We start from the raw sequence: 25,891 nt of genomic DNA, 5'->3' as shown, positions 1-25,891 counted from the left end.
TGAACGGCGCGAAACCAGGCCCTCCCTCTCGCCTCCGCCGATCCGGCGTCTGTTGACGGAGAGGTGTACCGATCGGTACGGTGCTCGTACCGATCGGTACGCAGCGAAGGAGTGGCCGGGATGGGCCTGACACCGGCGGGGGAACGCGTCTGGGACGCCGCCCGCGAGATCTTCTACCAGGAGGGCGTCCGCAGCACCGGCGTCGCGGAGATCGCCGAGCGGTCAGGGGTGGGCAAGCCGAGCATCTACCGGGCCTTCAGGTCGAAGGACGAGCTGGCGGTGGCGTACCTGCGGGAACGGGGCATCTCGCCGCGCGAGGTCATCGAGGCGGTCCGCGCGGCCTGCCCCGACGACCCGCGCGCGCAACTGCGCCGCGTGGTCGCGGGGATCGCCGAGGCCATCACGGCGCCCGGACATCGCGGGTGCCCGCTGGCGAACGTCGTCGTGGAGTTCCCCGACCGGACGCATCCGGTGCGCGTGGCGGCCCAGGAACAGAAGCACCACTACCTCGAACTCTTCACCGAGCTCGTCGAGCCGCTGCCGGTGACCGATCCCGGGCAGGTCGCCTACCTCATCCAGATGCTGGTCGACGGCGCCCACATCACCAGCCAGATCTTCGACCCCGACCGCTCGGCCACCGGCCTGGTGACCGCCGTCGACAGGCTGCTCGACTCGTTCCTGTCGCACTGACCAGAAGGAGAGCGATGTCCACCGATGTTCTGCTGCCCGAATACGCCGAACGGCTGATCCGGGACCGGCGCTCGGTCCGCGCGTTCCGCCCCGACCCCGTGCCCGATGACGTGCTGCGCGCCGTGTTCTCGCTGGCCGGCGCGGCACCTTCCAACACCAACACCCAGCCGTGGAGCATCGAGGTCGTGAGCGGCGCCGCCCGCGACGCGCTCAGCGAGGCGCTGCTGGCGGCCCACGCCCGCGGCGCGCTGTCCACCGACTTCCCCTACAGCGCCGACCTCTACACCGGCGTCCACGCGGACCGGCGCCGCGCCTTCGGCGCGACGATGTACAGCGCCCTCGGCATCGCACGCGACGACCACGCGGCCCGTGACGCCTACCAGACCGACAGCCTCCGCTTCTACGGCGCCCCGCACGTCGCCCTGCTCTTCCTGCCGTCGAACGCCGAGGCCCGGATGGCGGCCGACCTGGGCATGTACGGCCAGACCCTGCTCCTCGCCCTCGCGGCCTACGGCATCGCGAGCTGCCCCCAGGGACTGCTCAGCTTCTACGCCGACACCGTGCGCGATCACCTCGGGGTGCGTGACCGCAAGCTGCTCTTCGGCGTCTCCTTCGGCTATCAGAACCCCGACGCGCCGGGCAGCGCCGTAGTGACCGGCCGCGCCGCCCTCGAAGAGACCACCCGCTTCCACCAGTGAGCGGGTTCTAGAGCCGGGTCGTACAGCGGACGCACTTGGCAGGCGGCACCGGTCGTACGTCACTCCAGCCCGCCTTCCTGACGAGCTCGGCCCTCCAGGCGACGCCGCCGGGAGTCAGCCATTGTCTGCCGAGCAGCTGGCCGGTCCTGCGGTCGATCACGATCTGCCCCTCCTTGGATTGGAGGGCAAGCCCGTCGAGCCCGAACGTTCCGGGAACGGCGTCCACGACCTTGATGCCTGGCGCGTTCGCCAGGAGAAGGTAGGCGGCAGCCCTGGTGCCGGGCGTCGCCGGAGAGCTGATGAGCCGCGCGGCGGCCCCCTGGAGCCATGGCTCGCGCCCGGTTTCGGTCACCCGGGGGTTGTAGCTTTCCAGCAGCCGCGCCCTGAGCGCCGCCGGCTCCTTGGGGAGGTTCCGTAGTTCCTTCAGTGGGGGCTTCAGCCCGTCGGCGAGCTCCAGTCCCACGTCCAGGTCCTTGGAGGAGTACGCGGGCATGTTCTTGTCGCACCCCCGCGCCGGGCACAGCTTGGGGGAGCCGTCCTGCCGCCACGTTTTCAGGCCCTCGGCCGTGTACGGCTTCGACGAGATCGGCTCGTGCCAGCCGTAGACCTCGCGGTCGGGACCGAAGGCGAGGACCTCCCTGGCCCGTTCCTCGACCTCGTAGCCGTCGCCGTTCTTCGTCCGCTGGACCTGCTCGGTGTCTCGCCGCCAGTAGCGGCCCTTCGCCTCCGGCGTCGCCGCCAGCTCGGCGGCCGCGGCTTGCAGTTTCTGCATGGGCGTGACGGCGGCCGGCTCCGCCGCAGGTCGGGGTACGAGGACCACCACCGCGCCGACCACGAGCGCGACGGCCGCCGCGACGAGCGCCGTCCCCGTCCACGACCTCCTGCCCGCCCGTACAGGGGGTGTCGTTGGACCTGCGAACACCCGCTCCCGCGCCGCCGCCAACTGGTCGGCCGACGAGGGCGGCAGATCGGGCATCACCGAGTCGATGATCTGGAACTCGTTCATCCCAACACCTCATGCAGCTTGGTCCTGGCCCTGTTCAACCGGGACGCGACCGTTCCCGGGGCGATCCTGAGCGCCGCCGCCACCTCGTCGTAGCTCAGCCCGCCGTACGCGATGAGGAGCACCACGTCGCGCTCCCCCTTGGACAGCCGCGCCAGCGCCCCGGCCAGACGGCCGACCGTCACGCTCGCGCTGAGCCTGTCCACGATCCGCTGGTCGTGTCCTTCGTCGTCAGGTGGCGGCCCCGTCCTGGCCATGGCACGGTATCTCCGCACCTCGGCGCGCCGGTGGCGGCCGATGAGGTTGGTCGCGATGCCGTACAGCCACGGCCTGATGCCGCCCACGGCCGGGTCGAAGCGTTCACGTTGTCTGAAGGCGACGAGGAACGTCTCCGCGGCGAGATCCTCGGCCACCTCGGGGCCGGACCTCCGCCCGATGTAGCGCCGGATCTCCTCGTAATGGGCTTCGAAGACGGCCTCGAAGATGTCGGGAGCAGTGATCACATCCATGATTGCCCGCAGGCGTGCGGTTCTTCCGAGGAATTTTGAGTAGTTGTCGCAGAGGCCGGTGTCCGGGCACCGATGGTACGCGGTCAGATCGGCAAGGTCCGCGACGTACGCGCGCGGGAGCAGGCCAGATCGGGCTGGGCCCGGCCTGCGTTCTTCGCCGGGAGGTCGACCGTGGCCTCTGCGGTGAGCGGGTGGTCCGGGGAGACCACGGCGAGCCGGCCACGGTCCTGGAGCGGGCGACCGCGGCTCCCAGCATTGCGGAGCGAGTGCTCTATAATGACGAAGCCGTGGGACGCCCGCCGTCCCTCGTCTCACTCCGCGAGGACCGGTCATGAGCCCCGATGACGCCCGATCCGCACTCCACGACATCCGCCGGCTGCAGGGCGCGATCGTCGATGGCCATCTCCGCCACAGCTTCACCCCTCGTCACCTTCTCCCCGGGATGGCGGCGGTCCTCCTGCTGTTCACGTCGTTCGATCTTCAGGGCGGCTGGGGCATCGCCGCCCGTACGGCCGCGTGCGTCGTGTTCGCGGTGACGCCGGCCCTCGTGGTCACGCCGCCCGTCCAGCGGGACGTCACCCGCGCCGACCTCGTGCTCGCCCTGAGCTGGGTGGCGGGGGTCCTCGGGGGCTTCGTCGCCTTCCGGGTCATCACCGTGGCGCTCGGCCTGCCGTTCCCCGCCACCGTCGCCGCCCTGGCGACCATCGTCGCCGGCCTCGCGGCCTACCCCGCGATCCGCCGGGCCCGCCGGCGGCGCTGTCACCGGGAGCTGCGGGCGCGGCCGGCGAACGCGTTCTTCGACGAGATCCTGCACGCCCCGGCCCGGCTGCCGATCCTGGCGTCGCTGACAGCCGCGACCGGCGTGGAGGCCGGCTTCCTGCGGGACCTGGTGGGCGTCGACGACGCGGGGCTGCGGCGGGAGCTCTCCTTCCTGGTCCAGGCCGGGTACGTCCGCGTGCACGAGCGTCAAGGGCTGCACCACAGCCATACCTACGTCCAGCTGACGCCATGGGGGCGGCACAGCTTCGCCTGTCACGTGGCCGCTCTGGAGGACCTCGTCACCGTCGCCGCGCCGCACGGCGGATCGCGTCAGGGACCGCCCGCGTCGTCGAAGGCCGCGCCGGCCGCGTGAGCCTGGGCGAGCTCGTCCTGTTCGCTCCTCCAGCCGGCCGCCTCGCGCAGGCGCTCGAACTCCTGACGCAGCGTGGTCGCCGAGGTGGTGCGCGCGTCGGTGCTGATGGTGACCTTCAGGCCCTGGTCCATGAGCCGGGCGGCGGGGTGCTCCGCCCAGGTGGCGACCGCGCCCGTCTGGACGTTGCTGGTCGGGCACATCTCCAGGGCGATGCCGTCACGCTGCAGCCGTTCGAGCAGCGCCTGGTCGTCCGCGGACCGGACGCCGTGGCCGATCCTGCGGGCGCCGAGCACGTCGATCGCCTCCCACACGCTGCCGGGGCCGGCTGCCTCGCCCGCGTGGACGGTGACCGGAAGCCCGGCCTGGTGGGCGAGGTCGAAGGCGGGACGGTGCGCCGCCGCGCCGTACAGGCGCTCGTCGCCGGCGAGGTCGAGCCCGGCCACCTCGTCACGGTGCCGCAACGCCGTCTCGGCGACGGCGAGGCTCTCCTCGGGCGTCTGGTGCCGCAGGCAGCACAGCAGCAGCCCGGTACGGACGCCCGTGGCTTGCCGTCCGGCCGCCAGCCCTGCCGCGACCGCCTGGACGGCCTCGTCCCGGCTCATGTCGCGGCGGGTGTGCAACTGCGGGGCGAAACGGGCTTCGCCGTAGACGACGCCGTCGGCGTGCCAGTCCTCGACCAGTTCCCTGGCCGCGCGGTGCAGCGCGTCGGGGGTCTGCAGCACCTGGAGCGGCAGGTCGATGTAGGGCAGGTAGCGGGTCAGGCTGCCGCAGTCGGCGGGGGCGGTGACCAGGCGTTCGACGGGGCCGTCGAGGGGGACTCCCTGGTCGCGGGCCAGGTCGGCGACCGTGCCCGGCCGTACCGACCCGTCGAGGTGGCAGTGCAGTTCGTAGCGCGCGGGGCTCATCGGCGGCCCTCCTGGTGGGTCGGGGCAAGGGTGTGGAACAGCAGGTGCTTGAAGCCGGCCTCGTCGACGCGGCGTACGAGCGTCACGTTGGGCGCGGGGGCGGTGCGGCGGCGATCGATGATCAGCTGGCCGCGCGTCTCGTCGCCGAGCGCGATGTCGGCGTACACCTGCTCCTGCTCCACGACCAGGTCGGGCCGCAGGGCCACCGCCATGGCGACGGGGTCGGGCAGGTCGTAGCCGGGCAGGCCGGTGACGTCGCGGGCCCATGCGGCGACGGTCCGGTTGACCTGGTGGGCGAAGGTCGCCGCGGGGGTGCCGAGCCGTCGCAGGTGCTGCTGGTCCTCCGGGGTCATGACCGCGTCGGTACGTGACACGTCCCAGCCGATCCAGGTCACCCTGTCCGGCGTGGCCGCCTGCAGCACCACCCGCGCGGCCTCCGGATCGGCCCAGACGTTGTACTCGGCGGTGGCGGAGATGTTGCCGCGCATGTCGGCGGCTCCGGCCATGCAGTACACGTGGCGGTAGCGGGTGAACAGGTCGCGGTCGCGCAGCAGCGCCGCGGCGACGTTGGTGAGCGGGCCCAGGGTGACCAGGGTGAGCTCGCCGGGGTGCCGGAGCGGGCAGGACAGCAGGACGTCGACCGCGTGCCCCGCCTCGGGCGCCCGGGACGGCTCGGGCAGGCCGAGATCGCCCATCCCGTCCTGTCCGTGCACCTGCTGGGCGGAGGAGTACGGGCGGGTCATCGGGCGTTCGCAGCCGGGATGGACGGGAATGTCGGGGCGCCCGGCCACCTCCAGGGAGATGAGCGCGTTGCGGGTGCCCACCCCGACGGGGACGTTGCCCGCGACCGTGGTCACGGCGCGCAGGTCGCCCAGCTCGCCGGCGGCCAGCAGCAGGGCCACGGCGTCGTCGGAGGCGGTGTCGGTGTCGACGACCAGGGGAAGAGCCGGCACGATCAACCTCATCTAATCGTTTAGAATACTGTGCAGGGCCCTATCTAAGCGATTAGATGCGAGAATGTAAACCGCTATGGCACCACGCGCAGACAAGCCGACGATCACCATGGCCGACGTGGCCCGCAGGGCGGGCACCTCGACCGCGGTGGTGAGCTACGTGATGAACGACGGCCCGCGAGCCGTCGCCGCCGCGACGCGCGAGCGCGTCCTGGCCGCGGCGGCCGAGCTCGGCTACCGCCCCAACCGCATCGCCAGGGCGCTACGCTCCCGTACGACCGGGGTGGTCGGCCTGATCCTGGCCGACTCGCCCAACCCCTACTTCGGCGACCTCGCCCGGCACGTCGAACGGGCGCTGGACGAGCGCGACCGGCTCGTGCTGATCGGCAACGCCGGCTACTCCGCCGAGCGCCAGCGGCGGCTCGTGGACCGGTTCCTGGCCGCCCAGGCCGACGCGCTCGTGATCGTCTCCGCCGACGGCGGCGAGGACGTCACCCCCCAGGCCGAGGCGGCGGGCGTCCCCATCGTGTACGTGCACCACGGCCCGGACGGCGGCCGCGCTCCCCTGGTGGAGGCCGACAACCGGCACGCGGCGCAGGAAGCGGTCACGCACCTGCGCGGGCACGGCCACGCACGCGTCGCCTTCCTGTCCGGCCCGCACGACGGGGGCCCCGTCGGCCGGCGCCGGGCCGCGTGGCAGGCCCTCGCCGGCGACGATCCCGACGCCCTGCTCCTGCGCTGCGCCTACACCCGCGCCGACGCCGACGCGCTGATCCGCCGTCTCGTCGCCGACGACGCGGTGCCGCGGGCGCTGGTCACCGCCACCGACGAGCAGGCCATCGGCATCCTGTCCGGGGCCTGGGCCTGCGGGCTCGCCGTTCCGGACGAGCTCGCCCTCATCAGCCTCGACGGCACCCCGGAAAGCGCCCACACGGCCCCGGCCCTGACGGTCACCCGGCAGCCGCTGCGCGCGATGGCCGAGCACGCCGTCGAGCTCGTGTTCGACCCCGCCTTCCAGGCGCCCGCCGCGCACGCCCCGCTCGTGGTCAGACGCAGCTGCGGCTGCTGAGATCCGCTTGCCGGCGGTCCGGCCGCAACACGCCCTGCCCTCTGAGCAGGACGGCTCCCGCCAGCGTCAACCCGACGGCCATCAGCACGAGCACGATGCCGAAGCTCTCCGGCTGCACGGGCGCGCTGCGCAGGGCCAGGTGGAAGCCCCAATGCACGCCGGCCGCCATCCACAGCCCGCCGCCGCGCACCCGCGCCGCCCCGGCCGCGAAGCCGAGCGACGTGGCCATGAGCGCCCCGAGCAGGAGCACGACGGCGGCGAGCGGCAGCGCCTTCAGCAGGGGTGAGGCGTCCATCGGCATCCAGGTCCCGGCGCCCACGACCACGGCCGTCGCGAGAGCGGCGAGCACCGGCAGCGCGCCCGCGGCCACGCCGATCAGCATGTGCCACGGCCTCCGCCAGCCCAGCGCCGACCACGGCCGCCGGTACACGAACCGCCGCACCGCCCACACCAGCGCCAGCGCGGCGAGCGTGACACCGAGCGCGCCGAGGGGCTGCAGCAGCGGGTCCGTACGGTCCAGGAACAGCGACGGCAGGGTCGAGCCGATGATCACCTGGGCGAACATGAGGACCACGGCGAGCAGGACGGTCCAGAGAGTCTTCATGCGAGGAACGCTAGGCAGGCGCGGACCTGCGGCGCATCGAGCCTGAGATAGAACCCGCCATGACCATCGTCATGGTGCCTTCCGATGGATCACACGGACCCGCCGCGACCGTAGGTTGGTCGTATGGCGTGGTTACGCGATCCCGACAGGCCGGCGCTCCTGAGCGTGGTGTTCTGGCTGGTGCTCGGCGCCACGGTCGTGATCAACCTGATGCTGCCCGCCGCCGTACGGGACCGGGTCCTGTTCCTGGCCGACGTCGTGCTGTTGTGCGGGCTGTGGGTGGTCATGCCGTGGCGGCCGGGACGCGGGCGTGTCCTGGCGGCCCCCGCCTTCCTGGCGGGCACTCTGGCGCTGGGGCTGGTCGGCTCCGCCGGCACCCACGCGCCCCTGGTGCTCATGGGCGTGGCCAACCTCGCCCTGGTGTACGGCATGCGGATCGCCACCGTCATCCTCGCCGCCCTGGCCGCCATCATGGTCGTCATTCCCCCCGTGCTCTACGGCAGGACGCTCGTGCAGACGCTGGCCGACCTGGCGGTGGTCGCGCTGCTCGGGGCCTTCGCCATGGGCATGGCCTCGGCGGTGCTGCGGGCCAGGCGGCTCGCCGAGCGCGTACGGGAGCTGACCGTCGCCGAGGAGCGCGCCAGGATCGCGGCGGAGATGCACGACTCGATCGGCCACCACCTGACCGTGATCAAACTGGGCTTGGTGAACGCCGAACGGTTCCGCGAACGCCGGCCCGAGGCGGCCTGGGAGGAGGTGCGCCAGGCCAAGGACCTCACCCAGGAGGCGCTGACCGACGCCCGCCGCTGGGTGCGGGCGCTGCGCCCGCTGGCGCTCGACGGCGAGCTGGGCAGCGCCGCGCTCCAGCGCCTGGCCGACTCCTTCTCCGGGACGGGCGTCACGGTGACCTTCGCGGTGGAGGGGACGGAACGCCCGCTGGACCCCGACACCGAGCTGGTGCTCTACCGGGTGCTGCAGGAAGGGCTCACCAACGCCGTACGGCACGCGGAGGCTCGGTCCGTACGCGGCACGCTGACGTTCGACAAGAGGAGGATCGTGCTCGCGATCACCGACGACGGCAAGGGCGCGGGCCAGGGCCACGGGTTCGGCCTGAGCTCGCTGAGCGACCGGGTCAGGGCGCTCGGGGGCAGCCTCACCAGCGGCAACCGTACCGTGGGCTTCGAGCTGCGCGCGGAGCTGCCGTCGTGAGGGCGGTCCGGGTGCTGCTGGTGGACGACCAGGAACTGATGCGGCAGGGGCTGCGCAAACTGCTGGAGATCGAGGACGGCATCGAGATCGTCGGCGAGGCGGCCGACGGGCTGGCCGCCCTGGAGGCGATCGGCGAGACCCGCCCCGACGTGGCGCTCGTGGACGCCCGGATGCCGCGCATGGACGGCGTGGAGCTGATCGGCCGGTTGGCCGCCGAGCACCCGCACGTGGCGGCGATCGTGCTCAGCACCTTCGACGAGGACCACTACATCTTCGGGGCGCTGCGCGCCGGCGCCGTCGGCTACCTGCTCAAGGACTCCTCACCCGAGGACCTGGTCGCCGCCATCGTACGCGCCGGCCGCGGCGAGACCGTGCTGAGCAGCCCGATCGCCGCCCGGCTTGTCGCCGACCTGCGCAGGACACCGGCGCACGGCGCGTTCCCCGGCGAGGAACTGCTGTCGGCCAGGGAGCTCGACGTGGCGCGGATGGTGGCCGCCGGGGCCGCCAACAGGGAGATCGCCGCCCGCCTGCACATCACGGAGGGCACGGTGAAAAACCATGTGTCGAGCGTGCTGCGCAAACTGGGCCTGCGCGACCGCACCCAACTCGCCCTGCGGCTGACCGGGCGGCGCACCTGACCCTACGGTGGGCGGGGGCCATGCATGGCTTTCGGGTGGACTGAGGTCAGTCGTCGTCTTCCGACCGGGCGCGCTCGGCGGCCGTCTCCCGCAGCACTGCCGCCGCCACGACCATGTGCGAGCCCGCCTGATCCGCGCGTGCAGCTCCGATTCGCGCGGGCGGCGGGCGGTCTGAAGCCGGTCAGCCCATCGAGATGAGGATGGGCGCGACGTATCGTCCGCGGTCGCCCGGGTGGCGGCGGGCGCCGTGGACCATCGTCGGCAGGGCCGCGGGTCCCTCCGTGAGCCCCAGCTTGGTGAGCCACGGGCGCAGCCCCGGGTAGGCGTCCAGCACGTCGATCCGTACGTCGCGGTCGGAGCCGTGAGCGGCGGCCAGGATCAGCTCGCGGGCCGCCTCCTCCGAGGGTGAGATGACGGGGCCGATGACGCGGTGCGGGCCGGCGTTCCAGGCCACGGCGAAGCCGCCGTCGGTGACGACCGTGCACTCGGCCGTGGCCAGCAGCGCGGTCAGTGCCTTGCTCCGGTCGGCGCCGGTGACCTCGGCGTCCAGGTCGAGGAGCGCGGCGTGGTCCTCCGGTGTCGCCAGGCGAACGCCGGACGAGCACGCCGCTCCCTCCATCGGGCCCATGGTGATCGTCAGGCTGCCCGCGGGCCGGAAGCCCAGCCGCTCGTAGACGGGGCGCCCGAACCGGGTCGCGGTCAGCTCCACGACGCGGTCCCCGGCGACTTGCAGGGCGTGCTCCATCAGCCGCGTACCGAGCCCCTGCCTGCCGTACCTGCTGGCGACCAGCATCATGCCGACGCCGGCCAGCGAGTCACCGTAGCGGGTCACCACCACGCACCCGGCCAGGCCGTCGCCGTCGGCCGCGTCGATGGCGTAGACCTCGCCCACCTCGAACATCAGCCGCCATTTGGCCTCGTCGGTGGACCACTCGCGATCGCTTTCGAGGCGCTGGCACAGGGGCAGTTCCGCTGGACCGAGAAGTCGGATGTCCGTCACGGGCTAGAACCTACTCCGTCCGCCACTCCGGCCCCACCCCTGTCGCGTGCAGGAGGTCAGAGTGCTCCGACCGTCAGGGCGATGCCGCCCAGCAGTGACGCGCCCAGGACGGCGCTCCGTAGCGCCGCGACCGGCAGCCGGGGCGCCAGCAGCATCCCGGTGGCCGTGCCGGCGGCCAGTGCCGCGAGCTCAGGCGCTCCGGGCAGCACGATGCCGAGCGTCAGGGCCGTCGCGGTGTTGTGCAGAATGAAGAAGGCGTGCAGATTGCCCCGCGTGGTCGCCGGTTCCCAGCCCGCGTGGGCCGCGTACAGGCCGATCGGCGGGCCGCCGACCCCGCCGACCACGTTGAGCAGCGCGCCGGCGGCGCCGGCGGCCACGGCGCCCTCGGGACGGCGCAGCCGGCTCCAGCGCACCCCACTGGCCAGGACGCACACAGCGATGATCACGCCGGCGCCCGCGGCCAGCGCCAGCCAGCGGGTGTCCACCCCGCGCAGCGCCAGCGCGGCCAGTGGAGTGCACACCAGCGCGGGCACCAGCAGCCGGGCCACCTCGCCCGGCAGGGCGTGGCGGCCGTCGCGCAGCAGCGGCACTGGAAGAGGTCCGACAAGCTGGTGCAGTCGTGTGGGAGAAGAAATACGAAGGGCTCGCAGAGTATGGGACCGAAGTCTACAACAGATTGATCATAGACGTCGGGGAAAGGGCCAGCGGCGAGCGCTGCAAAGAGCCATCTCCTTCTTCCGAGGACGTGACTGGAAGACCTCCTTAGACAATATGCCTCGGGACATGACGATGCGACCGGACAAATGAGAGGGCGCCATCGTCAGCGTGGAGAAATTGAGTCTGTCCGATAATCGTAATGATCGGGAAGTCGTCGAAGCGCTTGAGCGGAGCCCTGCTCGGCGCCAGGGGCTTCTGTTCGTTAAAGCTTATCAGGATGCATCCCTATAAGAGCCTCACATGATGATGGAAAGCCAAGGACAAGCCGGGGAACGATTTGTTCCCCGGCTTGCAGCAGCTACCTAACAGCGCTGATCAGAGCGGAGGGCCGAGATCCTCGACCGAGAACGAACCGAGGCACGCACTGGTGGTGTACGAAACCGTCGACCAGCCCGCACTTCGGGTGATGGGGCATGACTGGCTTCCTTGGACATGGAAGTTCCTGTACCAGGTGCCGCCTTTCTTGTAGTCCAGGCGAATCTCCGCGTCGTAGACGTGGCGGAACCGATCGATGCTGCATGCACTTGTGTCGCACTTCCCCATAATGAATCCGCGGTACGCGTTCAGCTGTGGATCGCCGTTCGTTTTGGTGGTGCCGCGCTTGCGTACCTCCTCGACCGCCCCGCACGCCTCCTTGGCCTGACTCTCCCATTTGTACGTGAAGGATGGAGTCAGGCTGACCGTGGCCTCTGAGCTCGACTTCGTCGATCTGTCCCGGAAGCAGGTACTCGCGGTCACCTTCATATAGGCGTGGGAAACGAGATATTTGCCATAGTCGGAGTCCCAGCCGTACTGCCCGTTGGGGTGCGGGTAAATCCGGAGATAATTGATGAACGAATTGACCGGCCATTCCGAATCCCAGGGCTCCAGGGCGTCGTGGACCGTTCGCGGCGTGCGGGAGGAAGCTCGATAATGGACGTACCAGTTCTTGCCCAGCGCGAGAGTCTTATCGAACCCGGCCCCGATCGAGGACACCGAGCCGCCCACCGAGACGCCGCAGACCTCCTGGACCGACCCGTCGGGATCCACGAACCCAGAACACGGATCGGTATGGTCACTCGTGTCCTGATAGGACGGCAGGGGGGCCTCGATGATGGTGAGGCCACCACAACGGTCGAAGACGAAGATCGAGATAGTGCTCTCGATGCCCTCCACGGCCCCGCCGGCGCCGCTCGATGATGTGGTTCTGCTCGCCGTGGCAGAGTCGGTGGACTGAACCGTCCAGGTCCGCTTGACCTCGGCGGTCACGCGGACCGTGCCGTCAGGTTGGGCTTGCACGGCAGCGTTGTCGACTGCGACAGCGGCGCCAGTACGGACCTCGCCCACCCGCGTCAGAGCATCCCGCTCGCCGACGAGTGTCGCGTTCAGCAGCGAGAGCTTGGCCGTGTTGGGACCATCCGGTGTGACGCCAGTGGCGTCCCAGATGGTGTCGGACTCCCCGCTCAGAACGCTGTCCTGGGCCTGGAAATAGGCCTTGACCCGATCGACGTAAACCTCGGCGCCCGACTGGGCCGCGGAGGCGGCTGCGGTCCGGCTCGGCGACTGTTCGAGAACGCAGGCCGCTCTGGGCGGGGGCGGCGGCGGCACGGCCTTGGGGGTGGCGGTGGCGCTTTCCCAGCCGCCCACCCCGAAGGCGGTCTTGGCCCGCACCTTGATGGTGTAGGTGACATCGTTGGTCAACCCGGTGACGGTCACCCATGAGTCCGTGACCTGCTGGGTCTTGACCACCGTGCCGGCGTTGTCCAGGACCTCCACGTCGTAGCCGTCCAGCATGGCCACACTGCCGTTGGACTGTGGCAGGCCCCAGCTGGCCACCAGGCTCGCGTGACCGCCGGAGGCGGCGAGGTTGAGCACGTTGCTCGGCGGCCCCGCGAGCAGGTAGGTGACCGCGAGCGAGGGCTGCTCGGCGGACGCCGGCTCACCGAAGGTGATGACCGCGTCGGTGTTGGACGTGAGCATCAGCCACTGGTATTCGCTCCCCGCGATGTCCGCCTGCGGGTCGCTCAACGGCAGCGAGTACGGTGACGTCATCGGATCCGCGTCGCCGGCCAGGCTCGAACCCTTGGTCTCCGCGGTCACCGGGCTCTTCAGCGGCGTGGCGGTGATGACGGCATCGGCGGGGCACGTGCCCGTCGCACAGGTGGGAGTGCCGAGCTTGAGAATGCCCTGGGACACACCCGCGCCGTCGGGAAGCGCGCCCAGATTGAACCCGAGGACCGCGGCCGTCTTGTCCGAGCCGGTACCGCCGATCCGTATGGTGGTGGAGTCGATCAGCGTGCACGGACCGCCGTCGCAGGCGGCCGGATCGGTCCTGGCCGTCTTGATGACGAAATTGTCCTTGGCCAACGACAGGTTTCTGGCATCCTCCACTGGATCCGGCGGAGGCGTGCCGGGGACGGTGAAGGACACCGGGGCGGTCTTCGAGGTGCAGATTTCGTCTGTCGCCGTTGCGCCGCTCGCGCAGGCCGTCATCTGCCACTTGTACGTGCCGCCCGGCCGGACGGTGTCGGCGGGGATCTGGAAGGAGGCCCGCTCTCCGCCCCTGACCGTACGCGTACCGAGCGGCACGGCACCCACCGGGACGTCGTTGCCGTCGTACAGGTAGTACTTGGCCGTGAGGGATCCGCCGGACGGGCGGTTCACCATTCCGGACAGGATCGGCCGCATGGGATCGGCCGTGCCCGTCTCGGTGTCCGTCGGGAGCAGCGGCGCGTCCGTCGAGATCCGGTAGTACGGGCTCTCGTTGCAGGTGGGCGGGTTGACGCCGGTCAGGCAGGCCCTGATGGAGATCCTGAAGTAGTCGACGTTGCCCACGTCGTACGTCAGCGAGGCCGCCTGCCCCGAAGGAAGGTTGGCGTTGGTCGGCGGGGTGAGGGACGTCATCCACTTCACCTCGGTCTCGTTAAGGGCCCGGTCATAGACGCGAACCTCGTCGTAGGAGACCTTGCGGGTGGACAGGACGACGCCGGAGCGGAGTCCGAGGTTCAGGTTGAAGCTCCCCGTGGCCTGCCACGGCGTGGCCGTGTGGTCGCTCTCGCCGGCCAGTGCCCCGTTCACGTACAGCCGCACCTTCTTCGCCGCGCTGTCGTAAGCCCCGGCCACGTGGGTCCAGACCCCGGCCTGGGCCGCCGACGTCGACACGATCCGGCTGGCGGCGCTGCCGTCGGTGTCGGCGTGGTACGCCTCCAAGGTCCACTTGCGGGCCGCGCTGTCGTAGCCCACGATCATGGCGCTGTTGCGGGTGCCGTCCTGGCTGAGCAGGTCGGCCGAGTTGGCGAGGCTGTCCAGCCGCACCCAGCCGGCCACGGAGTAGCTCTTGCCCGTGTCGACGGCCGGCCTCTGCGTGGACCCGAAGGCGAGCTTGCCGCCCGTGGGGGTCAGCAACAGCCCCTTGCCCTGCTTGCCGTCGATCTCGGAATCGGTGCCGAGCGGGAAGACGAGAGGGTTGCCCTTGCCGCTGGAGTCGGTTCCGTAGGTGAACTCGTTGAAGCTCCATTGGCCGGTGGCCCCGCCGCCGGTGGTCCACGTGGGCATCGGCGCGGTGGAGTCGATCACGGAGGCGTAGTAGTCGATGTTCCTGCCGTCCACCGAGGCGGACTTGTAGCCGATCTTGACCGACTTCGTCCGGACGATGGCGTGGTCCCCGTCGAGTGAATCGACCGACTCGGCGGTCACCGTGGGGATCTCCGGGGGCAGGAAGTAGTTCACGATCAGCTTGGGCGGGTTCGCCCCCGTGCCGGTCATCTCCGCGGAGTGGAACTCGGCCCAGTACGAGTCCCAGCTGTTGACCAGGCTCTCGGTGGTGCCGCGCAGCTCGATGCCGCTGTTGGGCGCACCGCCGGCCCAGCGCTTGACCCAGTTGGTGACCGGCCAGCTCATCGTCTGCGTCGTGGTGGACGCGCACACCGAGCTCGTCAGTTCGATGGTGTTGGCTGGCTTGTTCGGCCATTGCATGCGGCCGGGGGTCCAGGAGTCCTGCAGGTAGCCGGCGTAGATGACGCCCTTGCCTGAACCCTCGCCACGCTGGTGACAGGCCAGGTGGTTCGACTTGAACAGCTGGAGGGACGCCGAGTGCACGGGCTTGTTCGTGAAGGAGCTGACGTCGAACCTGAGATAGGACCGGCTGTAGTCGAAGCCGTCAGCCGTGCCGCAGGACGCGCGCTGACCGCCGACTTTCAACGTCGTCGAGCCCGGCTTGTCCCACGCGCCGGCGCACAGGGAGCTGAGCACGGTGTCGGTGGTCACCGTGATCGTCGAGGTGGGGTCCACCACGACGGGGAACGTGGTCGCCGGGTCGGACAGCCAGGCGGTGTCCGGCTTCAGCACGAGCACGCTCTGCCCGTTCTCCTTGACCACGTCCGTGGGAATCGTCGCCTGCCGCGGGCCGCCCGTCTGCGGGGACGTCCCGCTGCTGTCCCACATCACCGGCTCGGGCGCCTCCGCCACGACCTTGCCCTTGCCGTCGCTGAGCCGCAGGCCGCCGTTCTTCCGCTCCGCGAAGCTCAGCCCGCTGGTCTCCACCGGGATGCGGTATTCCACGGGCCCGGCCGGCCGCTCACGCAGCACCACGTCGTGGCGGAACCCTGTCGGCAGCGCGGTCACCACCAGGTCCGCTCCCGGGCCCGCCGCGTCGCGGTACTCGGCGACGTTGGCCTTGATCGTCGGCTTGGGGAGCTTCGTCGGCCAGGTGAGCGCGAATCGCTGCCCCTCACCGCGTTCCATGGAGGCGAACGGCGCGTCACCGCCGGCCGAGAACGCGACCTTCGCCTTGGTCAGCCTGGGTTTGAGTACACCGTCCTGTTCGACCAGGGTGGTGTCGAGCCAGGCCCACGTTCCGTCGGGCTGCTTGAGCTGGGAGGGGCCCGCGTACGACTCGGTCGTCAGGTGACCGTCGGGGTGGGCCCACGTACGGGAGGCCTCGGTGTAGATCTCCTCGACGGCGACCGGCTTGTTCTGCTTCTTGGCTTCCGCGAGCGCCGCCCGCAAGGGCGCGTCCGGATCCTTGGGGGCGGGGAAGGCGGTCGCCGTCGGGGCGGCCTTCGCGGCCGGCTCGGGCTCGGCCTGGGCGACGGCCGATGGGCCGGCCACGAGCAATGCCGCCGTGACCGTGAGCGCCGTGGCCAGTGCTAGCCGGCGAGGTGGCCGAGTCCGCCTCGCCGATCTGCCTAATTGGTTCACTGACACCTCAATCCAGGAGGTTGTAAAGGGTTGGTGGCAGCATGCGGCCCAGCGCTCTTGATCTTGACCTCGACAACTCTCGATCTTGTCGTGCCGATCTGATATCCAAGGTTGGAGCTGCGGAGATCCGGGAGCCCCACCGCGGCGGCCATGCGCACGACCTTCGCTGTCGGGATCAGCTTGAGCGTTGCGAGGAGGGCAGGTGGAATACCGGGTCCTGGGCCCAGTGGATCTGTGGCGCGACGGGAGGTCGATCCCGATCGTCGGTCAGAAGCAGCGGACGCTGCTGGCGGTCCTGGTGCTCAAGGGCAATCAGGTGGTGTCCCACGACCGGTTGCTGAGCGCGCTGTGGGGGACGGAGATCCCGGCCTCGGGCCGGAAACTGCTGCACAACCATCTGTGGTCGCTGCGGCGGGCGCTGGGCACTCCCGCTCATCTGTCGGGAACCCCCGCGGGATACCGGCTGCACATACCGCCGGGTGGCTCCGATCTCGACGTCTTCGGCGCCGGCACACGGGCGGCACGCACCTCCCTGGCCGCGGGTGACGCCCGGCAGGCGGCTGACCAGTTCCGCGCGGCGCTGGCCCTGTGGCGCGGCCCCGCCTTGGCCGGCACCCGTGACGAGCTCCTGCTCACGGACGGCGCCGCGCTCGAGGAGCTGCGCATCGCCGCCCTCGCGGACCGGATCGAAGCCGATCTCGCCCTCGGCCGCCATGCGGACCTGATCGGCGAATTACGGCACCTCGTGGCCGAATATCCCCTTCAGGAGCGGCTCCGTGGCCAGCTGATGACGGCACTCCACCGTTCGGGCCGGACGGCGGAGGCGCTGGAGGAATACCGGATCGGGCGGCACCACCTGCGGCAGGAGCTCGGATTGGAGCCGGGCGAGGAGTTGAGCGCGCTGCACCAGGCGATTCTCTCGGCCGCCCCCGAGGAAAGACCCCACCAGGCACCTCCACCGGCTGTGCGGCCACGCCAGCTGCCCGCCGACGTCGTCCGCTTCGCCGGCCGCGAGGACAGTCTCCGTGAGCTGGATCGGCTGCTGTCCGGCGAGGCCGCCTCGGTGAGCATCGCCGTCGTCACGGGCCCGCCGGGAGTCGGCAAGACCGCGCTGGCGACCCGCTGGAGCCACCGGCGCATGTCCCTGTTCCCGGACGGCCAGCTCTACATCGACCTCCACGGACACTCCCCCGGCGAGCCGGTCACGAGCATGCAGGCCCTGCACCAGCTCCTGTACGGGCTCGGCGTGGCACAGGACGCGATCCCGCCCGGGGCGGGGGAACGAGAAACGCTCTACCGTTCGCTGCTGGCCGACCGGCGGCTTCTCGTCGTGCTCGACAACGCGGCCAGGGCCGATCAGATCCGGCCCCTGCTGCCCGGCTCCGCGCACTGCAAGGTGATCATCACCAGCCGGGAGTCGCTCCGCGGGCTGGTCGCCACGCACGACGTGCATGCCGTTCCCCTCGATGTGCTGTCGCCCGACGAGGCGATGGCGTTGCTCGGCGCGATCCTGGGTCACGAGCGGGTCGCCCGCGAGCGGGACGCCGTGGAGTCGATGGCCCGCCTCTGCGGTCACCTGCCGCTGGCGCTCCGCCTGGCCGCAGCCCACCTGGCCGGTCAGCCGGATCTCCCCGTCGCCGATTTCGTCGCCGGATTCATCGGGCGTGACCGGCTGACCGCGCTGAACGTCGAAGGCGACCCCCGCGTCGGCGTCCGGCACGCGTTCGCGCTGTCCTACCAGGGGCTCGCCGAGACACACCAGAGGACGTTCCGGATGATGGGCCTGCACCCCGGCCCGGACATCGACGCCGACGAGATCGCCGCCATGACCGGGGAGTCCAGGGAAGAGATCGCCTCGGCGATCGACGCGCTCGTCAGCGCCCACCTCGTCTACCGCAACCGCAGCGGACGCTACGTGCTCCACGATCTCGTCTGGCTCTTCGCGCGCGAGCTCAGCCACGCCCACGACAGCGAACGGCTTCGCAACGACGCCTTGTCCCAGCTCTTCGACTGGCTCGTGTACGCCACCAGGGCGGCCATGCATCAGGTCTACGCCGAGCTCACCGGCGAGCCCAAATGCGCGAAGCCCGTGCACGAGGTGCCGGTGTTCGACGGGTTCGACCCGGCTGCGGCGTGGCTGGACCTCAGATATCCCATGCTCATGGCCACGATCCAGTACGCCGTGCAGCACAGCTCCCACGCGCACGTCTGGGAGCTCGTGGACGCCCTCGACTACTTCTTCTACCTCAGGAACCGGATCGACGACTGGCTGGCGAGCCTCCGGCTGGCGCTGGAGGCGGCACGGGAGCTGCGCGACCGGGAAGGCGAAGGCCGCGTACTGAACGCTCTCGGCATGGCCTGCCTCTTCGCGGGGCGCGTGCGGGAAGGCATCGAGTACCAGCAGCAGGCCCTGGACCTGAGCCGTGCGGTCGGAGACGCCGTGGGCGAGGCATACGCGACCTACCGGATCGGCTACAGCCGTCTCTGGACCGGCGAGTTCCGTCAGGCCATCTCCGACAGCCTGCAGGCGATCGACCTGTACCGGCGACTGCACAACGAGCGGGGGGAGATCCTGGCGACCTTCGCCCTGAGCATGGCCTACCGCCGGGTGGGGCGGCTGGACGACGCCCTGTCCGGGGCGCTCAGCTGCCTCGACTACGACCGCGCGGCCGGCAATCCCGCTGACGAGGGCTACACGCTCGCGCTGCTCGGAGACATCTACGACGACATGGGCGATTCCGCGAGGGCTTTGGACGCCTACGAGCGTGCCGTGGAGCTGAACAGCGAGATCGGCCAGCGCAGAATCGAGGCCCAGGCTCTCAACGGCCTCGGCCGGGTCCATCGCAAGCAGGGTCGTCTCGCCGAGTCACGTGATCTGCTCCTGCGCGCGCTCGCCCTGATCAGGCAGGACGGCGACCGCACCAGCGAATGCGACATCCTGCTGGACCTCGGCCACCACCACCTCGCCGTCGGCGACGCCGAGGAGGCGCTGACGCACTATCGGCTCGCCCTGAACATCGCCGACGACCTCGCCGACCGGTACCTGCAGGGGGTCACGCGTCACGCGGTCGCCGACGCCCATGACGCTCTGGGTCGGCCGGACGAGGCCGGGAGCCTCTTCCGCGAAGCGCTCGACATCCTGGAGCCCATGGGCGTCCCCCAAGCGAGAGCGGTGATCGAACGACTGGGCGGCGTCGGCCGTCAGGCCGCCTCGAAGGAGCGGCGGGACAGGCCAACGCCGTAGCCGTCGAGCTCGCCCACGGCGCCGCGGGCCAACGCGGCGTCTGCACCGTCATCACTGAGACCGGCTGGGCCAGATACGTCGAGGCGAGCCGCGCCCAGGTGGAAACCCGGCGAGCCGCTCTCAAGGAAGCGGGACAGGCCGACCCGTACCGGGCCACTCCACTTACGACGCCGAGCCGCCGAATATGGGCGGGTTGTCTCCTGTATGTCCAGGTTCGCCAACGGCTACCACCGTCGGTCGCGGCCGCGACTCGACCATGACACGGCGCGGACGAGGCAGAGACACGCCCGGCCGACAGTAGAGGCAGTCGGCCGGCGGGCGCTCCCAGCATCACGGCGTCGCCCTCCTCAAGCCGGCCGGGACGAACCGGCCGTGGCGTTCTGCCGGTCCGTCGAACAGGAATTCATGGCAAAGATGATCACGATGAGGAGAAGGCGTGGCTGATGACGGGAAATGGGACCGGCGTTCGCTGTTGCGCGGCGCGGCCGTCCTGGCCGGAGCCGCCGCGGCCGCGCCGCTGCTGGACGGGGCGGCCACCGCGTCAACCGGCCGCGGTGACGCGGACGCGCTGTTCGAGGCCGGCAAGTTCGAGCAGGCCGGCCACGCGTACGAGGAGATCCTTAAGAAGGACCCCAGGAGCCTGCACGCGGCCCGCCGGCGCGGTTACCTCGGGCTGCTGTCCAACCGATTCCCCGAACGCCGAGGAACACCTCAAGACGGCCCTCGACCTGGCGCCCGGCGACAAGGAGACCAACCACCTCCTGGGCGACTGCTACATCCGGCAGGACAAGTTCGCCCTGTCCGCACCCCACTGGAAAGCGGCCGGGGAAGGAGGCTACGCCAAGTGGTTCACGGCGGTCAGCGGCGAGGCGTACCAGATCCACGGCGGGACCGCGCGGGTGCCATTCCAGCAGATGGACCCGATGCCGCTGGTGGAGGTCTCGGTCAACGACGGACCGGCGAAGCGCTTCACGTTCTACACCGGCGCCCCGGCTTAGCCCCGTCGCCAGCCAGAAGATTGACTTCATGGACAGCCCCATCTGGGTCCACTACGGGATACTGGGCTCCATCAAGTCGAGCGGCATCGAACTGCGCAACATCCCCGTGAGCTGGTCGTCGACGGAGTCGGGCGACGATGTCGAAACCGACAGCGACGGCCTGATCGGCACGTGGGTCTTCCACCACTTGCTGACCACCTTCAACTACGCGGACCGGCAGCTGATCCTGCGCCGTCGTACCCCCGAAACGGCCCGGAAGGCACGCGCCGCCGCCAGACGGGCGGGCGCCACACCCCTGCCGCTGTGGCTGGCTCGTGAGCAGTACCTGCACAGTACGGGCAGCTTCACCGGCGCCGCAGGCTCCGGCACACGGGTGGTGGGTGTGAACCTCGGCAGAGTCGGCGAGATCGCCGCGGGCCTGCGAGGGGGAACGGCCAATCGGTTGGGGGTCCGCACCGGCTACGACGGCAGAATCGGAACTTTCGCCCAAAGCCACCCGGCTACCCCTGCTACCCGAACGAGATCCGCCTCGGCAACGCCGTCGCCAAGGAGGTCTACTGCACCACCAACCCGAACCAGCCGGTCAACGTGCCCTGGCCCTATGGGGCGGGATTCGACTCGATGGGCTGGTTCGCCCACTGCTTCTGGAAGCCCTACAACATCACCGTCGACTTCACCGACATGAAGCTCTTCATCGCCCGCGGCAAGACCGCCTGATCAACGCGACGGCACGAGGGCGAGGAGCTGTCGGCTCCTACGGGCGCGGGGGGAGGGTTGACCCGGCGCCCCTACCCCGTCGTCCGGCAGCGCACCCCTGATGGCATGGCCTCGCCGCAGCAGCGGATGTCCTTCTCGCCGCGGACGCCGATGCCGTTCCTCGTCCGTCCGACCGCCGACACCTTGCGGGGAGGGATCTGGCGAGGCGCGGCGCTCGTCAGCTCGCGCCTGGACGTCGTGTTCGGCACAAACCGGCGGCCGATTGCGGACTTTCCCGTCCCGGTTGGCGAATCGCGCTACCCGAGTACATTTCCGGATGAGACACTCTCCGCAACGAGCCGAACACGAGGCACGATGGGGCGGGCCATGCTGGACTGGTTTGTCGCAATGGGGGCGGGAGCGGGTGGCGGGGCGATCGTCGAAGGTGTCGCGCTGTGGGGGAAGCTGAACGCCTGGCGAGAAGATCGTGAGCGGGTTCGCACGTCCGGCAAGGACGAGCTGCCAGGGCTGCTCGACTACATCGATGTGTATCCGGACACGCTGGTCGCGTTGACCCGCGTCGTCATCGGGGCCGTGGCGGGGGTGCTGCTGCGCGACCAACTGACCGGCTGGATGGCCGCGGTCGTCGTCGGCGCCTCCGGTCCGGCCCTGCTCAGACGGTTCGGGACGGCGCGAAGCCCGGCCACTGTCCAGCCCGTGGAGGAGCCCTCCCTCGCCGAAGGGAGTGGCGTATGACCGGGTTCGCGAACCGCTACTGGAGGTCGCTCGTCGACACGCGGACCCCCTCATCCGCTCGAGTGGCTCGCCGCGGATGGGACGGGTACGGCTTCTGGAAGCGGTACTGGGCCTCGCTCCTGGACGTCCCCCTCGAAGCGCCGCGTCCCGGACAGGAGGAGCTGGAACCCGATCCCGGCCCGGCACGCCGCCGGGTGAGGCCACAAGCCCAGCACGATCCGGAATCCGGACGCTTCCGCCTTCCCCTACCGCCCAGGAGGGGCGTGGTCACGGCCGCCGGGTCGGGTGGCGTCGTCCTGAGGGTCTCCGGGCCGGATCGGCTGGAGCTCCTGCTGCACCGGATAGACGGCCGCGAGGCCGACGCCCAGAGATCGGACTACCGGCTGGAGGTCATCTCACCGGAGACCGCTGATCTTCCGGTCGTCCTCTCCGTTTGGTATCGGCGTCTCGGGGACGACACCGAGCAGGAAATCCTCATCCCGCTCACTCGGGCACCGCTGGGGCCGGCCAGTTCCGTCATCGGGTTGGCCGGATACGATCCCGAGGCTGGCTGGCAGATATCTCGGCCGGTTTCCGCGGGTCGGATTCCGGCCTGGAACCTGGACACTGCCCGCACATCAGTGGCGGCTGCGGCGAGCCAGGCCACCCTGAACGCCTGGCGTGACGTCGCCGACCAGGTGGATGAACGGGCTCGCACCATGATTCTCGGATACATGCCATGACGAGCGTCAAAGAGGGCGCTACGAACCTGCTTCACCGAGCAGAACTGCACCGGCGGCTGGCAGGGCTGAAGGCAGGAGCCGACGGGTGCTCTCCCGGCGAGGTGGTCTGGGATCTGACGGGACCCGAGCGGTTGTGGTGGAACTGCTGCAAGGAGGCGGTCGCCCACGAGCCGGAATGGCTGGCCGAGGACGAGGCTTCGGCGGTGCTGGCGTTGATCGCCGCGCACGCCTCCGGAACCACCGACGAACGTCGGGCGGTGACCGACTCCGCCACGATGACTCTGCTCGTGGCCCAGGCGCTCGGCGCTACCGATGGCGAGCGACCATACGTCCTTGAACCGGTGGTCGATCATTGGAGCACCGCCGGGGCGCTTCCACCGAGGCCGGGCGGCGCGGGGCTGCTAGGGCGCGAGGGCATCGCCGCGGCCGACCTTCCCCTGCGGCCTCAGCTGGAGTCCCTGGTACGCACCCTGGAGAGGCTCGGCGACGATCCGGTCCGGGCGATGGTCGCGTTGACCGGTCTGCGGCTGGCCAGAGAAGACAAACAGTCACAGTACGTCGTCCGTATGTCGGTCGTTTTCGGTACGCCTGGAGAAGACGGCGCGGAGAAGGGCGCCGCCGGAAGCCTGGAACTGTGGGAATACCCGGGCGGACCCGCCGGTCTCTTCCCCGATCCCCGGACGATGGCGGGCATACGTGCCGACGGCGCTTTCGAAGACGCGCTCGCCGTCGCTTGGAACGCCTCGCCGGGACGTCGGGGCGGGCGGTGTGTACTGTGGCGGATCGTCGTCAACGGCGCTCCGGTGCCGTCGGTGGAAGGACCCTCGCTCGGCGCGGCCTTCGCGCTGGCCTTGCGTGAACTCCTGCGCAGGCCCGCGTCGCGCCGCCCATCTGTGGCCGCGGTGCGCGGGTTCCTCCGCGGGCCCAGGCCGCGAACCGCAGTCACCGGAGCGATCGACGAAAACGGTCGGCTGACCCATGTGGGCGACATCGAGGACAAGGTCGAAGCCGCCCACCGTAGGGGCTGGCGTCTGGTGGCGCCCCGGGAGAACCAGGGCGATCTCGCAAGCGCCCGAGATCCCGCGGGGATCGTCTTCGCCGACGATCTCAAGGATGCAGGCAGGCTCGCCAGACGCTGGCGCACAGGCCGCGCCCTCGTGGCACTCGCGGTGGTTCTGCTCCCCGCGGCTGCCGGATATGGCGTCTACCGGTACACCGTCACCGAGATCCCAAGGCTGAGAGTCGACGCGACGACGCAGACCGGCGCGGCCGCCTTCGAAGCCTTCGTCCGTTCGCACGAACGCCAGATCGTCTACCTCGACGTCAGGTGCGAGTCCTACACGTCGGACGCAAAAGAGATCCATCCCCGATCGCACTGCTGGTTCCAAGAGCAGGACAACTACAGCGACGAATCCCCCACAGCTTTTTTACTGTTCACCCACTCCCACGCCGAAACCGCCTACGAATGGTGGAACGGCCCCTCCCACGACTCCTGGGCCGGGCAGGGCGTTCTCTTCACCTATTTCCCCCAGAAGCCGGTCGGCAGCAGCGCGTTCTTCGCCCAGAACCACGGAGATGGCAGCAGCGGCGCGGGGGGCCTCGAAGCGAAAGGCTACTTCGAGATTGTCATCTCCGGAACCGGCTCTTTGGGCCCGCCCGGCGTGGACGTCGTGGACCTGCGCCCACGCTCGGCACCCTCCTGAACACGCACAGCGCAACGTGCTCACCCCCAGCAGGCGGAAGGTCGTCGAACCTCTGGAGAACCTGATCCGCCGTATGAAACGCCCCGGCTGCCCGCCACCGGCCTACGCCGGGGCAGGCGGCCAGCGACTGGAAGCCAGGGGCTGGTTCGGGCGGGGAGGCTCCGCGGACAACATGCCGCCTCCCAAGGCGCAGAAGGCGTCGGAGGAGAGCGCACAGCACCAAGCGCACGTGAACGAGTCCCGGCTGCGCGAGCTCAACGTCCAGGACAGGTTCGCGAAGAAGGCCATCAGAGACGCCGAGAGGGTCGGCAGGACGGCCAGCGCGGAGGCGCTCAAGGCCCGCACGTGAAGAGGTGCAGAAGGAACAGCGGAGCAGAGGATGGGGACGGCACAACTGACCGCGTGAGACCCGCTCCCCGAACCGGGTGAACCGGCCCGATCAGCAGCGGTGGCGCTGACGGGGCCCGGGCGACGGCGACTGTCAGGCTGCCTCGAAGGAGCGGCGGGACAGGCCCACGCCGTAGCCGTCGAGCCTGGTCACCACCGGCGCCGTGGGGTCGCCGGCCGCGCCGAGGGTGACGAACAGCGGGGTGAAGTGCTCCACGGTCGGGTGGGCGTACGGCATGCCGGGGGCGGCGGTGCGGAAGCGGGCGAGTTCGGCGACGTCGCCGCGGGCCAGCGCGTCGGCGGCCCAGGCGTCGAAGTCGGACGACCAGCCCGGCACCACGTTCCCCTGGAACATCTCCCTGGTCAGGAACGGCAGGCCGTGGGTCATGTGGCCCGAGCCGATCACCAGGACGCCCTGGTCGCGCAGCGGGCGCAGCCGCTCGCCGATGGCCAGCAGCCGGTCGGGGTCCTCGGTGGGCAGGCTGAGCTGGAGCACCGGGATGTCTGCGGCCGGGTACATGATCTTGAGGGGGACCCAGGCGCCGTGGTCGAGGCCGCGGCGGCCGTGCCGGTGCACGTGCTCGGTGTCCGGCATGAGGCCGGTCACCTGCCTGGACAGCTCGCCGGCGTCCGGGGTGTCGTAGCGGAAGGTGTAGTAGAGGGCGTCGAAGCCGCCGAAGTCGTACACGAGCTCGTCGGGCCGGTCGGCGCTCACCGACAGCGGCGCGGACTCCCAGTGCGCGGAGACGACCAGGATCGCCTTCGGCTTGGGCAGGGAGCGGGCCCAGTCGTGCAGCGGGGTGAGCCATTCGGGGCTCTGGAAGGGCAGGGGCCCGCCGCCGTGGGACAGGTAGAGGCTGGGCAGCGGCCCGTCCTGCGGCGTCCACGCCCGGTGCGGGTCGGCGGCCTCCAGGGCGGCGGCGCGCCGCAGGTGGGCGGCGAAGGGGTGCGCGGCCGGGATGCGGGCGTCGGCGGCGGCGGTCGGGGATGGGGCGGGCGTGGACATGGAGGCTCCTCAAGGCCGGGGGCTGCGATGTGCTGCATGGGGCAGGATCATCATGGGTAGCAAACTTGTCGCGA

General features: G+C 70.4%; 22 protein-coding genes. 13 read left to right on the top strand and 9 right to left on the bottom strand.

The genetic code is table 11. From position 1 onward, the window contains the following. The first annotated feature begins 120 nt into the window (after window positions 1-120). Window positions 121-690 (top strand): TetR/AcrR family transcriptional regulator, encoded by a 570-nt coding sequence (locus tag ACBR40_RS07700; protein WP_371248057.1) that lies wholly within the window; start codon window positions 121-123, stop codon window positions 688-690. A 14-nt stretch (window positions 691-704) separates the two neighbouring features. Next, on the top strand, window positions 705-1,388 hold the full coding sequence (locus tag ACBR40_RS07695) for a nitroreductase (protein ID WP_371248056.1): 684 nt from the start codon (window positions 705-707) through the stop codon (window positions 1,386-1,388). Window positions 1,389-1,395: 7 nt separating this feature from the next. Here the strand turns inward: ACBR40_RS07695 and ACBR40_RS07690 are convergent, their stop codons facing one another. Then, on the bottom strand, window positions 1,396-2,394 hold the full coding sequence (locus ACBR40_RS07690; RefSeq protein ID WP_371248055.1) for a hypothetical protein: 999 nt from the start codon (window positions 2,392-2,394) through the stop codon (window positions 1,396-1,398). Further along, window positions 2,391-2,894, bottom strand: a complete 504-nt coding sequence (locus tag ACBR40_RS07685) for an RNA polymerase sigma factor (protein WP_344207522.1) — start codon at window positions 2,892-2,894, stop codon at window positions 2,391-2,393. The genes ACBR40_RS07690 and ACBR40_RS07685 overlap by 4 nt, the downstream gene beginning before the upstream one ends. 337 nt (window positions 2,895-3,231) lie before the next feature. Between ACBR40_RS07685 and ACBR40_RS07680 the strand changes: the two genes are divergently transcribed. After that, window positions 3,232-4,032 carry a transcriptional regulator gene (locus tag ACBR40_RS07680; protein WP_371248054.1) on the top strand — a complete coding sequence of 267 codons (801 nt, stop codon included), beginning with the start codon at window positions 3,232-3,234 and terminating at the stop codon, window positions 4,030-4,032. Here the strand turns inward: ACBR40_RS07680 and add are convergent. Both add and ACBR40_RS07670 read right to left on the bottom strand, forming a co-directional pair. Continuing rightward, on the bottom strand, window positions 3,990-4,937 hold the full coding sequence (gene add, locus ACBR40_RS07675; protein WP_371248053.1) for an adenosine deaminase: 948 nt from the start codon (window positions 4,935-4,937) through the stop codon (window positions 3,990-3,992). The genes ACBR40_RS07680 and add overlap by 43 nt on opposite strands. Continuing rightward, window positions 4,934-5,902 carry a nucleoside hydrolase gene (locus ACBR40_RS07670; protein WP_371248052.1) on the bottom strand — a complete coding sequence of 323 codons (969 nt, stop codon included), beginning with the start codon at window positions 5,900-5,902 and terminating at the stop codon, window positions 4,934-4,936. Before ACBR40_RS07670 ends, add begins: the two co-directional genes overlap by 4 nt. A gap of 64 nt (window positions 5,903-5,966) precedes the next feature. Here ACBR40_RS07670 and ACBR40_RS07665 point away from each other — a divergent pair, with 64 nt between their 5' ends. Continuing rightward, the gene (locus ACBR40_RS07665; protein WP_344207526.1) at window positions 5,967-6,959 is read left to right on the top strand and encodes a LacI family DNA-binding transcriptional regulator; all 993 of its coding nucleotides are present in this window, start codon (window positions 5,967-5,969) and stop codon (window positions 6,957-6,959) included. Here the strand turns inward: ACBR40_RS07665 and ACBR40_RS07660 are convergent. After that, entirely contained in the window at window positions 6,937-7,563 is a 627-nt protein-coding gene (locus tag ACBR40_RS07660) for a hypothetical protein (protein WP_371248051.1), read from the bottom strand. The genes ACBR40_RS07665 and ACBR40_RS07660 overlap by 23 nt on opposite strands. 123 nt (window positions 7,564-7,686) lie before the next feature. Here ACBR40_RS07660 and ACBR40_RS07655 point away from each other — a divergent pair, with 123 nt between their 5' ends. Together ACBR40_RS07655 and ACBR40_RS07650 are read left to right on the top strand one after the other, a co-directional pair. Further along, the gene (locus ACBR40_RS07655) at window positions 7,687-8,772 is read left to right on the top strand and encodes a histidine kinase (RefSeq protein WP_371248050.1); all 1,086 of its coding nucleotides are present in this window, start codon (window positions 7,687-7,689) and stop codon (window positions 8,770-8,772) included. Next, window positions 8,769-9,410 carry a response regulator gene (locus ACBR40_RS07650; protein WP_371248049.1) on the top strand — a complete coding sequence of 214 codons (642 nt, stop codon included), beginning with the start codon at window positions 8,769-8,771 and terminating at the stop codon, window positions 9,408-9,410. Before ACBR40_RS07655 ends, ACBR40_RS07650 begins: the two co-directional genes overlap by 4 nt. Before the next feature lie 181 nt (window positions 9,411-9,591). Here ACBR40_RS07650 and ACBR40_RS07645 read toward each other — a convergent pair whose 3' ends face one another. The 3 genes from ACBR40_RS07645 to ACBR40_RS07635 all read right to left on the bottom strand — a co-directional run bounded on the left by ACBR40_RS07645 (window position 9,592) and on the right by ACBR40_RS07635 (window position 16,215). After that, a complete protein-coding gene (locus tag ACBR40_RS07645; RefSeq protein WP_371248048.1) occupies window positions 9,592-10,410 on the bottom strand; it encodes a GNAT family N-acetyltransferase in 819 nt (272 codons plus the stop codon). Between the two features lie 56 nt (window positions 10,411-10,466). Beyond that, complete coding sequence (locus ACBR40_RS07640; RefSeq protein ID WP_371248047.1) at window positions 10,467-11,000, bottom strand: hypothetical protein; 534 nt, start codon at window positions 10,998-11,000, stop codon at window positions 10,467-10,469. 442 nt (window positions 11,001-11,442) lie between these two features. After that, window positions 11,443-16,215 carry a DNRLRE domain-containing protein gene (locus ACBR40_RS07635; RefSeq protein ID WP_371248046.1) on the bottom strand — a complete coding sequence of 1,591 codons (4,773 nt, stop codon included), beginning with the start codon at window positions 16,213-16,215 and terminating at the stop codon, window positions 11,443-11,445. 292 nt (window positions 16,216-16,507) lie between these two features. Here ACBR40_RS07635 and ACBR40_RS07630 point away from each other — a divergent pair, with 292 nt between their 5' ends. From ACBR40_RS07630 to ACBR40_RS07600, 7 genes are all read left to right on the top strand, one after another. Then, entirely contained in the window at window positions 16,508-19,549 is a 3,042-nt protein-coding gene (locus ACBR40_RS07630) for a BTAD domain-containing putative transcriptional regulator (RefSeq protein ID WP_371248045.1), read from the top strand. A 554-nt stretch (window positions 19,550-20,103) separates the two neighbouring features. Next, complete coding sequence (locus ACBR40_RS07625; RefSeq protein WP_371248044.1) at window positions 20,104-20,547, top strand: hypothetical protein; 444 nt, start codon at window positions 20,104-20,106, stop codon at window positions 20,545-20,547. A 588-nt stretch (window positions 20,548-21,135) separates the two neighbouring features. Next, window positions 21,136-21,264 carry a hypothetical protein gene (locus ACBR40_RS07620; RefSeq protein WP_371248043.1) on the top strand — a complete coding sequence of 43 codons (129 nt, stop codon included), beginning with the start codon at window positions 21,136-21,138 and terminating at the stop codon, window positions 21,262-21,264. Window positions 21,265-21,369: 105 nt separating this feature from the next. After that, window positions 21,370-21,999 carry a hypothetical protein gene (locus ACBR40_RS07615; RefSeq protein WP_371248042.1) on the top strand — a complete coding sequence of 210 codons (630 nt, stop codon included), beginning with the start codon at window positions 21,370-21,372 and terminating at the stop codon, window positions 21,997-21,999. Further along, entirely contained in the window at window positions 21,996-22,721 is a 726-nt protein-coding gene (locus tag ACBR40_RS07610; protein ID WP_344207536.1) for a hypothetical protein, read from the top strand. The genes ACBR40_RS07615 and ACBR40_RS07610 overlap by 4 nt, the downstream gene beginning before the upstream one ends. Further along, window positions 22,718-24,424, top strand: coding sequence for a hypothetical protein (locus tag ACBR40_RS07605; protein WP_344207538.1), 1,707 nt, complete (start codon window positions 22,718-22,720; stop codon window positions 24,422-24,424). Before ACBR40_RS07610 ends, ACBR40_RS07605 begins: the two co-directional genes overlap by 4 nt. Before the next feature lie 172 nt (window positions 24,425-24,596). Then, the gene (locus ACBR40_RS07600; protein WP_344207539.1) at window positions 24,597-24,773 is read left to right on the top strand and encodes a hypothetical protein; all 177 of its coding nucleotides are present in this window, start codon (window positions 24,597-24,599) and stop codon (window positions 24,771-24,773) included. A 132-nt stretch (window positions 24,774-24,905) separates the two neighbouring features. Here ACBR40_RS07600 and ACBR40_RS07595 read toward each other — a convergent pair whose 3' ends face one another. Continuing rightward, the gene (locus ACBR40_RS07595) at window positions 24,906-25,817 is read right to left on the bottom strand and encodes a dioxygenase (protein ID WP_371248041.1); all 912 of its coding nucleotides are present in this window, start codon (window positions 25,815-25,817) and stop codon (window positions 24,906-24,908) included. Window positions 25,818-25,891: the final 74 nt, after the last annotated feature.

It is taken from the genome of Nonomuraea sp. AD125B, from assembly GCF_041402765.1.
GTDB lineage: Bacteria > Actinomycetota > Actinomycetes > Streptosporangiales > Streptosporangiaceae > Nonomuraea > Nonomuraea bangladeshensis.
The sequence above is the reverse complement of the archived record's forward strand: the minus strand, read 5'-3'. Positions and strand labels throughout refer to the sequence as shown.

Excerpts from the sequence above, each read along its gene's own strand:
- ACBR40_RS07700 (WP_371248057.1), top strand. The coding sequence starts at position 121 with ATGGGCCTGACACCGGCGGGGGAACGCGTCTGGGACGCCGCCCGCGAG.
- ACBR40_RS07695 (WP_371248056.1), top strand. The coding sequence starts at position 705 with ATGTCCACCGATGTTCTGCTGCCCGAATACGCCGAACGGCTGATCCGG.
- ACBR40_RS07690 (WP_371248055.1), bottom strand. The coding sequence starts at position 2,394 with ATGAACGAGTTCCAGATCATCGACTCGGTGATGCCCGATCTGCCGCCC.
- ACBR40_RS07680 (WP_371248054.1), top strand. The coding sequence starts at position 3,232 with ATGAGCCCCGATGACGCCCGATCCGCACTCCACGACATCCGCCGGCTG.
- add (WP_371248053.1), bottom strand. The coding sequence starts at position 4,937 with ATGAGCCCCGCGCGCTACGAACTGCACTGCCACCTCGACGGGTCGGTA.
- ACBR40_RS07670 (WP_371248052.1), bottom strand. The coding sequence starts at position 5,902 with ATGAGGTTGATCGTGCCGGCTCTTCCCCTGGTCGTCGACACCGACACC.
- ACBR40_RS07665 (WP_344207526.1), top strand. The coding sequence starts at position 5,967 with ATGGCACCACGCGCAGACAAGCCGACGATCACCATGGCCGACGTGGCC.
- ACBR40_RS07660 (WP_371248051.1), bottom strand. The coding sequence starts at position 7,563 with ATGAAGACTCTCTGGACCGTCCTGCTCGCCGTGGTCCTCATGTTCGCC.
- ACBR40_RS07655 (WP_371248050.1), top strand. The coding sequence starts at position 7,687 with ATGGCGTGGTTACGCGATCCCGACAGGCCGGCGCTCCTGAGCGTGGTG.
- ACBR40_RS07615 (WP_371248042.1), top strand. The coding sequence starts at position 21,370 with ATGGCCTCGCCGCAGCAGCGGATGTCCTTCTCGCCGCGGACGCCGATG.
- ACBR40_RS07610 (WP_344207536.1), top strand. The coding sequence starts at position 21,996 with ATGACCGGGTTCGCGAACCGCTACTGGAGGTCGCTCGTCGACACGCGG.
- ACBR40_RS07605 (WP_344207538.1), top strand. The coding sequence starts at position 22,718 with ATGACGAGCGTCAAAGAGGGCGCTACGAACCTGCTTCACCGAGCAGAA.
- ACBR40_RS07600 (WP_344207539.1), top strand. The coding sequence starts at position 24,597 with ATGCCGCCTCCCAAGGCGCAGAAGGCGTCGGAGGAGAGCGCACAGCAC.
- ACBR40_RS07595 (WP_371248041.1), bottom strand. The coding sequence starts at position 25,817 with ATGTCCACGCCCGCCCCATCCCCGACCGCCGCCGCCGACGCCCGCATC.